The organism is Phenylobacterium sp., assembly GCF_037138395.1.
Taxonomy (GTDB): domain Bacteria; phylum Pseudomonadota; class Alphaproteobacteria; order Caulobacterales; family Caulobacteraceae; genus Phenylobacterium.
Map to the genome: position 1 here is coordinate 1 of NZ_JBAXIM010000073.1, position 12115 is coordinate 12115.

Annotated in this window: 14 protein-coding genes; 7 read left to right on the top strand and 7 right to left on the bottom strand. The window is 67.3% G+C overall.

Annotation, left to right across the window (positions count from 1 at the left end):
• From WCJ52_RS07475 to WCJ52_RS07490, 4 genes are all read left to right on the top strand, one after another.
• Positions 1 to 498, top strand: a 498-nt coding sequence (locus tag WCJ52_RS07475; RefSeq protein WP_336902680.1) for a DUF1285 domain-containing protein, incomplete at its 5' end; no start/stop codon positions are given.
• The gene (locus WCJ52_RS07480) at positions 495 to 1148 is read left to right on the top strand and encodes a CoA pyrophosphatase (protein ID WP_336902681.1); all 654 of its coding nucleotides are present in this window, start codon (positions 495 to 497) and stop codon (positions 1146 to 1148) included. The genes WCJ52_RS07475 and WCJ52_RS07480, both read left to right, overlap by 4 nt.
• Positions 1145 to 2410, top strand: coding sequence for a CCA tRNA nucleotidyltransferase (locus tag WCJ52_RS07485; protein WP_336902682.1), 1266 nt, complete (start codon positions 1145 to 1147; stop codon positions 2408 to 2410). Before WCJ52_RS07480 ends, WCJ52_RS07485 begins: the two co-directional genes overlap by 4 nt.
• Before the next feature lie 3 nt (positions 2411 to 2413).
• Positions 2414 to 3118, top strand: coding sequence for a type 1 glutamine amidotransferase (locus WCJ52_RS07490; protein ID WP_336902683.1), 705 nt, complete (start codon positions 2414 to 2416; stop codon positions 3116 to 3118).
• 15 nt (positions 3119 to 3133) lie between these two features.
• Here the strand turns inward: WCJ52_RS07490 and hemF are convergent, their stop codons facing one another.
• On the bottom strand, positions 3134 to 4009 hold the full coding sequence (hemF, locus tag WCJ52_RS07495) for an oxygen-dependent coproporphyrinogen oxidase (protein WP_336902684.1): 876 nt from the start codon (positions 4007 to 4009) through the stop codon (positions 3134 to 3136).
• Positions 4002 to 4481, bottom strand: a complete 480-nt coding sequence (locus WCJ52_RS07500) for a tRNA (cytidine(34)-2'-O)-methyltransferase (RefSeq protein WP_336902685.1) — start codon at positions 4479 to 4481, stop codon at positions 4002 to 4004. Before WCJ52_RS07500 ends, hemF begins: the two co-directional genes overlap by 8 nt.
• 210 nt (positions 4482 to 4691) lie before the next feature.
• On the opposite strand from WCJ52_RS07500, the gene petA reads away from it, so the two are divergent.
• Genes petA through WCJ52_RS07515 form a run of 3 tightly spaced genes read left to right on the top strand, consistent with a single transcriptional unit; the run spans position 4692 to position 7407 of the window.
• Positions 4692 to 5234 (top strand): ubiquinol-cytochrome c reductase iron-sulfur subunit, encoded by a 543-nt coding sequence (gene petA, locus WCJ52_RS07505; RefSeq protein WP_336902686.1) that lies wholly within the window; start codon positions 4692 to 4694, stop codon positions 5232 to 5234.
• A 5-nt stretch (positions 5235 to 5239) separates the two neighbouring features.
• Positions 5240 to 6559: a cytochrome b N-terminal domain-containing protein gene (locus WCJ52_RS07510; RefSeq protein WP_336902687.1), complete on the top strand. Its 1320-nt coding sequence runs from the start codon at positions 5240 to 5242 to the stop codon at positions 6557 to 6559.
• Positions 6560 to 6564: 5 nt separating this feature from the next.
• A complete protein-coding gene (locus WCJ52_RS07515) occupies positions 6565 to 7407 on the top strand; it encodes a cytochrome c1 (RefSeq protein ID WP_336902688.1) in 843 nt (280 codons plus the stop codon).
• A gap of 105 nt (positions 7408 to 7512) precedes the next feature.
• On the opposite strand, the gene ychF is transcribed toward WCJ52_RS07515, so the two are convergent.
• The 5 genes from ychF to WCJ52_RS07540 form a co-directional block, all read right to left on the bottom strand.
• Positions 7513 to 8610: a redox-regulated ATPase YchF gene (gene ychF / locus WCJ52_RS07520; protein ID WP_336902689.1), complete on the bottom strand. Its 1098-nt coding sequence runs from the start codon at positions 8608 to 8610 to the stop codon at positions 7513 to 7515.
• Between the two features lie 58 nt (positions 8611 to 8668).
• On the bottom strand, positions 8669 to 9286 hold the full coding sequence (pth, locus tag WCJ52_RS07525; RefSeq protein WP_336902690.1) for an aminoacyl-tRNA hydrolase: 618 nt from the start codon (positions 9284 to 9286) through the stop codon (positions 8669 to 8671).
• 21 nt (positions 9287 to 9307) lie between these two features.
• Positions 9308 to 9907, bottom strand: a complete 600-nt coding sequence (locus WCJ52_RS07530) for a 50S ribosomal protein L25/general stress protein Ctc (protein WP_336902691.1) — start codon at positions 9905 to 9907, stop codon at positions 9308 to 9310.
• 132 nt (positions 9908 to 10039) lie between these two features.
• The gene (locus tag WCJ52_RS07535) at positions 10040 to 11062 is read right to left on the bottom strand and encodes a hypothetical protein (RefSeq protein ID WP_336902692.1); all 1023 of its coding nucleotides are present in this window, start codon (positions 11060 to 11062) and stop codon (positions 10040 to 10042) included.
• Positions 11063 to 11149: 87 nt separating this feature from the next.
• A complete protein-coding gene (locus WCJ52_RS07540; protein WP_336902693.1) occupies positions 11150 to 12085 on the bottom strand; it encodes a ribose-phosphate pyrophosphokinase in 936 nt (311 codons plus the stop codon).
• Between the last annotated feature and the right edge of the window lie 30 nt (positions 12086 to 12115).

Sequence of the window (12115 nt, forward strand, 5' to 3'; positions counted from 1 at the left end):
CGGGGCCTGCCACCCGTGCACCTCTGGAACCCGGCCCATTGCGGCGAAATCGACATCGTCATCAAGCGCAACGGACAGTGGTTCCATGAAGGCACCCCCATCGGCCGGGAAGCCCTGGTGCGCCTGTTCTCCACAGTCCTGAGGAAGGATCCCGACGGCTTCCACCTGGTAACGCCGGTGGAGAAGATGCGGATCACCGTCGAGGACGCCCCCTTCATCGCCGTCCGCGTGGACCGGGAGGGCGAGGACCTGGTCTTCCAGACCAATGTCGGGGACGAGGTCCGCGCGGGTCCGGAAAACGTCCTGCGGGTGGAGACCGATCCCCGGACCGGCGAACCGCGTCCCTACCTGCACGTGCGGCGGGGCCTGGAGGCCCTGGTCGCCCGTCCGGTCTTCTATGAACTGGTCGAGCTGGCGGAAGCGGAGTCCGGGCGGTTGGTCGTCCGGTCCGGCGGCACGGCCTTCGACCTGGGCTCGGCCGGGGATATCGAGGCGTGAGCCCGCACCAGCTGGCGGCCCCTGGGGCTCGGCCCCGGCTTCAGGCCCGGCTTGCCGAGCGCCTGGATCCCCTGGCGCACCGGACAGTGGACCAGATCAGCTCGGACTTCGACTTCGAGCCGGATCCCTACTTTCCCCCGCTGGACACCCTGATTCCCGCCGCCGTCCTGGTGGGCCTGATCGAGCGGCCGCACGGCTACTCCGTCCTCCTGACCACCCGGCTGGACACGCTGAGGCGGCATGCGGGCCAGATCGCCTTTCCGGGCGGGCGTTGCGACGCGGGCGAGACGCCCTGGCAGGCGGCCCTGCGCGAGGCCGAGGAGGAGGTGGGGCTGGCACCCGGCTTCGTCTCGCCTGTCGGCCTTTCGACGCCATACCGGACGGGGACGGGCTACCTGGTCACCCCGGTGGTGGCCTTCATCGAGGACGGCTTCAGCCTCCAGCCCAATCCTGACGAGGTGGCGGACATCTTCGAGACTCCCTTCGGCTTCCTCATGGACGGCGCCAACCACGAGACCCACGAGCGCGAACTGCCGGATGGCGGCAAGCGCCGGTTCTACGCCATGACCCACGACGAGCGGTTCATCTGGGGGGCGACGGCGGGGATGCTTCGGATCCTGTCCCATCGCCTGTTCGGGGTGCCGGCGTGACCGGCGCGTCTTCGGAGATCGTCCTGGCGGATGCCGGATGGCTGACGGATTCGGCCACGATCGCCGTCCTCGACGCTCTGGAGGCGGTGGGCGGTCCGGCTTGCGTGCGCTTCGTCGGGGGCTGCGTGCGCAACGCCGTCATGGGCCGCGCCATCGCCGACATCGACCTGGCGACCGCCCTCGAGCCGCCCGTCGTGGTTGCAGCGCTGGAGGCAGCGGGGCTCAAGTCGGTTCCCACCGGCCTGGAGCACGGCACGGTGACGGCGGTCAGCGGCGGCCTGGGCTTCGAGATCACCACCCTTAGGCGCGACGTGGAGACCGACGGCCGGCGCGCCATCGTGGCCTTTACCGACGACTGGGCGGAGGACGCCGCTCGGCGGGACTTCACCCTGAACGCCCTCTACGCCGACCGCAGCGGGCGAGTGTTCGATCCCACAGGCCTCGGCGTCGCCGCGGCCCGGGCGGGCCGCATCGTCTTCGTCGGAGACCCCGGGCAACGGATCCGCGAGGACCATCTGCGCATCCTCCGTTACTTCCGGTTCCTCGCCTGGTACGGCCAGGGCGCGCCGGACCCGGCGGCGGTCGAGGCTTGTGCGGCTCAGGCCGGGAGCCTTTCCGCCCTCGCGGCGGAACGCGTCCTCAAGGAGCTCGTCGTCCTGCTGGGCGCGCCCGATCCCCGGCCCGCCCTGCGCCTGATGGCTTCGACGGGCGTGCTGGCCCAGGTCCTGCCCTTCGCGGGCGACCTGTCGCGGCTGGAGGGCCTGTGCCGGGTCGAGGCCCTGGAGGAACGTCCCGCCGACGCCCTGCTGCGGCTTGGCGCCCTGTTCCCCGAGGGGGCCACGGATGTCGCCCGGGAGGCCGCGCGCCTGCGCCTGTCCGGCACCCAGAGGGAGCGGCTTGTGGCGGCGGCGGGTCGCGAGCCCCAGCTGGTCAGCTGGATGTCGCCCCGGCAGCTTCGCCGCGCCCTGCACATTCTGGGGTCCGGGACCGCCCTAGACCGGCTGCGCCTGGCCTGGGCCCGATCCCCCGAAGGCAAGGCGTCAGGTGACTGGCGCGCCCTGGTCGCCGAGGCTGGGGCCTGGCGTGCAAGGTTGCTTCCGGTGTCCGGTGCGGATGCTGTGGCGGCCGGTGCGCGTCCGGGCCCGAAGTTGGGGGAGGCCCTGCGCGAGGTCGAGGCCTGGTGGATGGACGAGGACTTCCCGTCAGACGCAGAGGCTGTCCGCTCTCGCCTGGCTGCAGTCCTTCGCGGAATGGGGGCCTGAGGCGTGAGGCTGGCCATACTCGAGACCGGCGCGCCGCCGGGCGACCTCTCCGAGCGCTTCGGGGACTATCCCGCCATGTTCCGGCGGCTGCTCCTGCAGTCGGGCGATGCCGCCGAGACCTTTGACGTGGCCTTGGGACAGCTGCCCTCCGACCCTGCGGCCTGGGACGCCTGCCTGGTGACGGGATCGTCTGCCGGCGTCTACGATCCCCTTCCGTGGATCGCGCCCTTGAAGGCCTTTCTGAATACCGCCTCCGGGCGCACCGCCCTGGTCGGTGTCTGTTTCGGGCATCAGGTGATGGCCGAGGCCTTCGGAGGGCGGGTGATCAAGTCGCCCAAGGGCTGGGGCGTGGGCCTGCACCGCTACGAGGCCCGACCCGACGGCTGGCTGTCTGGCCTCCCGACCCTGGCGGCCGCCGCCTCGCACCAGGACCAGGTGGTGGAGCCCCCAGGCGACGCCCGGCTCGCCGCGGCCAGCGACTTCACGCCCTTCGGCGCCCTGGCCTATCCCGAGCGCCGGGCGATCTCGATACAGCTTCATCCCGAGTTCGAGCCGGACTACGCCCTGGCCCTGATCGAGGCCCGGCGCGGGAACCGCTACACCGATGCGCAGGCCGACGCCGCAGTCGCCAGCTACGCGGCGATCAATGATCGGATGGAGGTGGGCCGCCGGCTGCGCAGCTTCATCGAGGCTGGCGGCCGGATCTGACCGCCGGGGGTTGCCCTACGGCCAGATGACCTCCGGGGGCATGGAGGACAGGATGCTCTCGATATTGCCACCGGTCTTGAGGCCGAACATGGTGCCCCTGTCGTAGAGCAGGTTGAACTCCACGTAGCGGCCGCGGCGGATCAGCTGCTCGCGCCGGTCAGCCTCGGTCCAGGGCTCGTGCATCCGGCTCCGGGCGATCCTGGGATAGACCTCCAGCAAGGCCTCGCCCACATCCTGGGTGAACTGAAAGTCCCGGTCCCAGTCTCCGGAATTGTGGTGGTCGTAGAAGATGCCTCCGACGCCCCGGGGTTCCTTGCGGTGGGGCAGGTAGAAGTACTCTTCGCAGCGTGCCCTGAAGTCCGGGTACCAGGCCGGATCGTGCCGGTCGCAGGCGGCCTGTAGGGCAGCGTGGAAGGCGACGGCGTCCGGCGCCTCCTGGCTGCGCTGGACGTCCAGGGTGGGGGTCAGGTCGGCGCCGCCGCCGAACCAGCCGGTCTGGGTGGCTAGGAAGCGGGTGTTCATGTGCACCGCCGGGACCTTGGGGCTGCGCATGTGGGCGATGAGGCTGATGCCGGTGGCCGTGAAGCGGGGGTCCTTGTCCGCGCCGGGCATGTTGGCGGCCATCTCGGGGGTGAAGGTCCCGTGCACCAGGGAGATGTGCACGCCCATCTTCTCGATGAACCGGCCGCCGCGCAGGAAGCCCATCACCCCGCCTCCGCCGGCCTCGCGCACCCAGGGCTTGAGCTCGAACTTCCCGGGCTCGCCGGGGAAGAGGTCTGCGGGCGCGTCGACCTCGAGTTGCTCAAAGGCGGCGACGATGCGGTCCCGCAGGGCGTCGAACCAGGCGCGCGCGCGGGCATTGCGGGACTCCAGGACGGCGGGATCAATCATGGCTGGGAAAATCTTGCGGATGAAAAGCGGGAAATTGCCCGGTCTGACGAAGGGCCTCGGACAGGCCGATTGCCGCCGAGACGGTCAGGTTGAAGGATCGTCGCCCGCGGCTCAAGGGAATGATGACCCGGGCGTCGGCGGCGTCGTGGACGAAATCCGGCACGCCCGCGCTTTCCTGGCCGAACAGGAGGATATCGTCGGCCCGGAAGGCGAAGTCGTGCAGCGGGGCCGCGCCCCGGGTGGTGAAAAGGACGATCCGCCCTGTCGCCGCGGCCCGGAAGGCGTCCCAGCTGGAATGGCGGACCACTTCGCCCGGGTCACCGTAATCCATGGCGGCCCGGCGGATCGCCTTATCTGACAGGGGAAAGCCGCAGGGCTCGATGACGTGCACCGGTGTGTCCAGGCAGGCGCCCAGCCGGATGGCGGCACCAAGATTTTGTGGAATGTCAGGTTGAAAAAGGGCGAGCAGCATTCTAGGTGATCCCGCGACGGGGTGTACGCGCTCCGCAGCGAATCGGCGGGAGTTATTCGCCTTTGGCGAGATAGCTTCCCGTACGGTCCGTCGGCGCTCGGCGCGTTCAGTCCGGGGGACCCTTACCAGATCGACTGGCAGGGTCGAGAACGGACCGCGCCCTTCCGGCGCAGTCCCCAAGCGAAGGGTGACTTCAAAGTGGCCGATAGCATGGCGGACGCGAACCCAGAACATGGCGTGGAGGGGGACGACCCCAATAGGCGCGATTTCATTCATATCGCGGCGGGCGTCGCCGCGCTCGGTGCGGCGGCGACGGTGGCTTGGCCCATCATCGACCAGATGAACCCCGCCGGCGACACCCTGGCCCTGGCCTCAGTGGAGTTCGACCTTACCAAGGTTCAGCTCGGCCAGTCCGTCACCATCAAATGGCGTGGCAAGCCCCTGTTCATCCGGCATCGCACCGGCGTCGAAATCGCTTCGGCGATCAAGGATGACAAGGCGGACCTGCGGGACCCCTCCACTGATGAGGCGCGCCATAAGAAGGGCAAGGCCGAGTGGCTGGTGCTGATCGGCACCTGCACCCACCTGGGCTGCGTGCCAACCTTCGGCGGCGGCGACTATGGCGGCTGGTTCTGCCCCTGCCACGGCTCGCACTACGACACCTCTGGACGAATCCGTAAGGGCCCTGCGCCCAAGAACCTCGCGGTTCCGGACTACGCTTTCCTTTCTGATACCGTGGTTAAGGTGGGCTGACCAACATGAGCGGACATTCGAACTACATCCCGAAGACCGGTATCGAACGCTGGCTCGACGCCCGATTGCCGGTCCTACGCCTGGCGCATGACAGCCTGGTCGACTTCCCGACCCCGAAGAACCTGAACTACTGGTACACCTTCGGCGGGATCCTGGCGCTTTGCCTGGGCATCCAGCTGATCACCGGCATCGTCCTGGCCATGCACTACGTGCCCCACGTGGACTACGCCTTCGCCTCGGTCGAGCGGATCATGCGGGACGTGAACTACGGCTGGCTGGTGCGTTACATGCACGCCAACGGCGCCTCGATGTTCTTCATCGCCGTCTACGCCCACATGTTCCGCGGCCTCTACTACGGCTCCTACAAGGCGCCGCGTGAGCTGCTCTGGATCCTGGGCTGCGTGATCTACCTGCTGATGATGGCCACCGCCTTCATGGGCTATGTCCTGCCCTGGGGCCAGATGAGCTTCCACGGCGCGGTGGTGATCACCAACCTGTTCGGCGCCCTGCCGGTCATCGGCCAGTCCATCACCACCTGGTTGTGGGGCGGCTTTGCCGTCGACAATGCGACCCTGAACCGCTTCTTCTCCCTGCATTACCTGCTGCCGTTCATGATCGCCGGCGTAGTGATCCTGCACATCTGGGCGCTGCACGTGACGGGCAACAACAATCCCAGCGGCGTCGAGGTGCAGTCCAAGGCCGACACCGTGCCCTTCCACCCGTACTATACGGTGAAGGACGGCTTCGCGATCGCCCTGTTCATGATCATGTTCGCGGCCTTCGTCTTCTTCAATCCGAACGCCCTTGGCGACCCCGTAAACTACGTGCCGGCGGACCCGCTGGTGACCCCCGCCCACATCGTGCCGGAGTGGTACTTCCTGCCCTTCTACGCGATCCTGCGGGCGGTTCCGGACAAGCTGATGGGCGTGCTGATGATGTTCAGCGCCATTGGAGTCCTCTTCGTCCTGCCCTGGCTCGACACCTCTAGGGTCAAGTCCCTGCGCTACCGGCCGACCACCCGGCTGTACTTCTTCATCTTCGTGGTGGCCTGCCTCGTGCTGGGCTTCTGCGGAGGCCGCCTGCCGGACGAGCATGTCATCCCCGGCCTGACGACTTTTACGCTCCTCGACGCCGACCTGAACTCCATGGTCTGGCTCTCGCGGATCGCCGCCGCCTACTACTTCAGCTACTTCCTGATCATCCTGCCAGTGATGGGCCTGACGGAGAACCCCCAGGCGCAGCCGAAATCGATCAGCGATCCCGTCCTGTCGTACTCGGTCGCCCTGCCCGTGGGCGCCGCAGCCTCGCCTGAGAAGAGGGGTTGAGCCTGATGCTTCGCAAAGTTCTCGCCATCGCGGCGCTCGGCCTCGCCCTTGCAGGTGGGACGGCCTTCGCCGCAGGTACACAGGAGGAGCCCCGCACGGTCGCGTGGGCCTTCAACGGCCCCTTTGGCAAGTTCGACCGGGCCCAACTCCAGCGCGGCTACAAGGTCTACCGCGAGGTCTGTTCCTCGTGTCACGCCATGCACCTGATGTCGTTCCGCAACCTCGGGCAGAAGGGTGGGCCCTTCTATGATCCCGAGTATCCGAACCCGAATAACAATCCCTATGTGAAGGCCATCGCCAAGGACTACCAGATCGACGACATCGACTCGGAGACCGGCGATGTCGTGAAGCGTCCCGGCGTTCCTGCCGACCGTTTCGCCAGCCCCTACCCGAACGAGGCCGCGACGCGGGCGAGTAACGGTGGTGCCCTGCCGCCGGACATGTCCACCCTCTCCAAGGCGCGGGAGGGCGGCCCGGACTACATCTATTCGCTCCTGACCGGGTACGGCGAGGTTCCGGCTGGCCTCGAGGTTCCGGAAGGCAAGCACTACAACCCCTACATGGCAGGGGATGTGAGCGCCTTCTGGAAGGGTAAGGGCCATGCGCCTATCGGCGGCCTGATCGCCATGACCCCGCCCCTCGCCCCCGACAAGGTGACCTTCGACGATGGTACGAAGTCGACCGTGGACCAGCAGGCCCGCGACGTGGCTGCCTTCCTCGCCTGGGTTTCCGAGCCCAAGATGGAGGAGCGCAAGGCCTTTGGCGTCGGTGCCATGGCCTACCTGCTGATCCTCGCTGGCCTGCTCTATGTGAGCTACAAGCGGATCTGGCGGAACGTGGCCCACTAGGGTCTAGCCGCCGCGCGGAACCAGGGCCGGTCGCCTCAGGGCGGCCGGCCTTTTTCGTTGGGCCCACGATTGGTCGCCCGAGGGCGACCGGCCGCTTCCAAGGGCTCAGACGTTGAAGCGGAAGTTCATGACGTCGCCGTCCTGGACGACGTACTCCTTGCCTTCCGAGCGCAGGCGACCCACCTCGCGGGCGCCGGCCTCGCCCTTGAACTTTACGTAGTCGTCGAAGGCGATGGTCTCGGCCCGGATGAAGCCCTTCTCGAAGTCTGTGTGGATCACGCCCGCCGCCTGGGGTGCCGTGGCCCCGACCGGGATGGTCCAGGCGCGGGCCTCCTTGGGACCGGCTGTAAAGTAGGTCTGGAGGCCCAGAAGGGCGTAGGCCTCCCGGATCAGGCGGTTCAGGCCGGGCTCGATCAGGCCCAGGGTCTCGAGGAACTCGGCGCGCTCGCCGGCGTCCAGCAGGGCGATCTCGGACTCGATCTGGGCCGAGATCACCACTGACTTGGCCTGGTCCCGGGTGGCGCGCTCGGCGACCTGGCCCGAGAAGGCATTGCCTTGATCCGCGGAGGCTTCGTCAACGTTGCAGACATAGAGGGTCGGCTTGGCGGTGAGCAGCTGGAGCATGCGCCAGCCCTTCTGCTCTTCGGCGGGCACTTGGGCGGCCCGGGCTGGACGCCCCTCGACGAGTTGGGCGAGGGCGAGTTTCATCAGGGCGAGGGTGGCGGCGGCCTCCTTGTCCCCGGTCTTGGCTCGCTTCTCAAAGTTCACCACCCGCTTCTCCAGGCTCTCCAGGTCGGCGAGCATGAGCTCGGTCTCGATGATGTCGAGGTCCGAGATGGGGTCGACCCGCCCCTCGACGTGGGTGATGTCGTCATCGACGAAACAGCGCGAGACAAAGGCCACGGCGTCGCAGTCCCGGATGTTGGCCAGGAACTGGTTGCCGAGGCCCTCGCCCTGCGAGGCGCCGCGGACAAGGCCGGCGACATCCACGAAATTGATGCGGGCGGGGATGATCTCCTTCGACCCGGCAATGCCGGCTAGGGCCTCCAGCCTTGCCTCTGGCACCGCCACGTCGCCGACATTGGGCTCGATGGTGCAGAAGGGATAGTTCGCGGCCTGGGCGGCGGCTGTCTGGGTCAGGGCATTGAACAGGGTCGACTTACCCACATTGGGCAGGCCGACGATGGCGACTTTCAGGGCCATGATTCAGAAAACTCCTCGGAACGGCAGGCGCGGCGACTAGCACGCGCCTGTGAAATGGTCACGCCAGATCGCCGGGCCTGCGGGGATCCAGCTTCTCGGCGGGCGCAAGGCGCAGGACTTCGGCCTGGTAGCGCTCATCCTCCCCTGCAGCGAGGAGGGGTGCGGCATCGGCGACGGCACCGACGAGGGCTGAGACCCAGGCCGCCTCCGACTTGTGGAAGTCTGAAAGAACATGGCCCTGGACCCGGTCCTTGTGCCCCGGGTGCCCCACGCCCAAGCGCGCCCGACGGAAATCGGGCCCGATATGGGCGGTGACAGAGCGGACACCGTTATTGCCGGCTGCCCCGCCTCCCGTCTTCATCCGGAAACGTCCGCCGGCGAGGTCGATCTCGTCGTAGAAGAGCACCAGGTCCGCTGGCGATAGCTTGAAGAACTTGAGGGCAGCCGCCACGGCCCGGCCGCTTTCATTGTAAAAGGTCTGGGGCTTCAGGGTCAGGGCCCGGACCGGCCCTTCCGGGGTCTCGATGACACCTTCCCGGGCCAGGCCCTGGAAGCGACTGCGCTCGGGGCCGAATCCCCAGCGCGCGGCAATGGCGTCGACCGCCCTAAAGCCGATGTTGTGCCGGTTTCCGGCGTAGGCCGGGCCCGGGTTCCCCTGGCCGGCAAGGATCAGCATTCGGGCCCGTCAGGCCGGGCCTCAGGCCTCGGCACCCTCGGCTTTGGCAGCCGAGGCGCCGGCGGCCGAACCCGCCACGGTGGCCACGACCACGTCGCCGGAAGCCACGGGGGTGATGCCGGCGGGGAGGGTGAGCGAACTGATTCGGATGGCCTCACCAATCTCCAGGCCGGTTAGGTCGTGGAGGATTTCCTCGGGGATGTGGTCGGCCGGGCAGTTCAGTTCGATCTCATGGAGAGTGACGTTCAGCGTACCGCCACGCTTCAGGCCCGGGGAGGCCTCCGAGTTGCGGAAGTGCACCGGGACGGCGACGCGGATCTGCTGGTGTGCGTCGACCCGGTACAGGTCGAAGTGCCAGGGATCATCCGTCACCGGATGTAGATCCACGACCTTGGCGATGACCGGCTGGGTCTCATCGCCATACTTCAGGGTGACCAGGTGGCCCTGGAGCTTGCCAGTGTGGAGAGCCTTGCGGAACTCGTTGGCCTTCACGGCGATGGCAACGGGGTCCTTGCCGCCGCCGTATAGCACGCCGGGGACCTTGCCCTCGCGACGGGTGGCGCGGGCGCCGCCCGTACCCGTGCGCTCGCGGACTTCGACGTTCAAAATGATATCGGCCATGGCCCTGCCTCGAAGCAAAGTCGCCGCGCAGACGCCGCGCGGCGACGAACGACCCAGGAAGAGTCGAAAGAGGCGGCTAATTACACAAAACCCCGGCGGCTTGCAACGGGCCAGCCACCCTTGGACGGCGGCTTACTTCTTCTTGGCTGGGGGCTTGCGCGGGGGTGTGGCCGTCTTGGCCGGTGGATTTGGCCTCACCGTCGGAACGAAGTGCGCCTCGTAGGGTTCCTTCTGGCCGGACGCCTTGATGACGCACCTGCCACTGTCCATCATGACGTGCTGGCCGAGGCAGAAGATGTCCTCGTAATAGGGCTTGGAGACGGCCAGGCACTGGTTGAGGTTCAGCTTGGTCATGCGGGTACAGGTCCCGATGTTCGCATCCTGCATGATGGCGTTGACGCTGTCGTTCCGGGCTGGGCCGGCCTGGCCCAGAACGGCCAGGGCCGCCACGGCGACGGCCCGGACCACGGATTGGGTGTAGGGCGGTTCGACCGGGCCGCCGGGGGGATGCCGCGGGGCGGCGTGGCTCCTGAGGTCTGCTTCACTGAGGTCGCTGTCGAACAGGACTGCCGCCCGCGCCTTGGCGCTGGCCAGCCGCCCGGTCCTGTCGGCCACTTCGACCTTCGACCAGGCCTGCTTCTGGACGCCGTAAGCCGACTGCTTCACCGCCTTGCCGGCGTCGTAGAGGCGTTGGCCGTCCTCGGCCAGGACCAGGGTTACCCGGTTGGCGGCCTCGCCTGACCCGCGGATGGCCAGGACGTTGTAAGGATTGGCCGTCAGGGATTCGGCGAGTTGGGCCCTCTGGACGTCTCCGATCGCCTGGGCGCGGACGCCAGCGACGAAGGCGGGCTCCTCAAGGGCGACAATCACCCCGTAGGCAATAGCGCCCTGCATGATCTGGCTGGGCTCGATCGTGCTTCCGGTCGCCACCGCGCTGGATACCGAGGCGCCATCGGTGAAGGCGGGCGAGATCGCAGTCGTCCGGTCGATGAAGTTCCGGTAGGCACCAGCCTGATCGATGATGCGCGCCCCGATGACGATCTCCGGCGGCTTGCTTGCCGCCACAGTCAGGGGCGTCGGGCTGCAGGCAGCCAGGACGATGGCCATGGCCGCGAGGCCAGCGAGTGTGGTGATGGTTTTTGAGGCTTGGGACATGGCTCTGGCTCCCCGGGGCTTCCGCGGCGGGTCATGCGGACAAGAGGCACTATTCCCTGCTTTGGCGGAGGGAGTAAACCCGCAGGATCAGTCAAACAGCTTCGAGACAGATTCCTCGTTGGCGATCCGGCGCACGGCCTCGCCGATCAGGGCTGCGCAAGAGACCATCCGGATCTTTGAGGCCCCAGCCACTTGGGTTGTCGCCTCGATCGAGTCGGTGATCACCAGTTCCTTCAAGACCGAGTTCTGCACCCGGTCATAGGCGGCTCCGGAAAGCACGCCGTGGGTGACATAGGCCGAGACCTCGACAGCACCAGCGTCGATCAGGGACTGGGCAGCGTTGCAGAGCGTCCCGGCCGAGTCGACGATGTCATCGAACAGGATCAGTCGGCGGCCCTCGACATCGCCGATGATGTTGGCGACCTCGCTCTTGCCCGGCCCCGAGCGCCGTTTGTCGACAATGGCCAGTTCTGCATTGAGCCGGCTCGCCAAGGCGAGGGCCCGGACCACGCCGCCGACGTCGGGAGACACGATCAGCAGGTCTTCGGTCTTCTCGTAGTGCCTCTTGATGTCGCCGGCCATTAGGGGCGCGGACACCAGGTTGTCGGTCGGGATGTCGAAGAAGCCCTGAATCTGGCCGGAATGGAGGTCCATCGTCAGGACCCGATCGGCGCCTGCGCGGGTGATGAGGTTGGCCACCAGCTTGGCCGAAATGGGCGTGCGGCCACCGGTCTTCCGGTCCTGACGGGCATAGCCAAAATAGGGCATGACCGCCGTGATCCGCCGTGCCGATGCCCGCTTCAGGGCATCGATGCAGATCAGCAGTTCCATCAGGTTGTCGTTGGCCGGATAGCTGGTCGACTGGATGACGAAGATGTCCTCGCCGCGGACATTTTCTTCGATGGCGACGAAGATCTCGTTATCCGAGAAGCGCTTCACCTGCGCCCGGGTCAGGGGAAGGTCGAGGTGGGAGGCGACGGCCTCGGCCAGGGTCCGGTTGGAGTTGCCAGCAAGCAGCTTCATCGGGACTCTCCACTTCATTTTGCCTTGCCC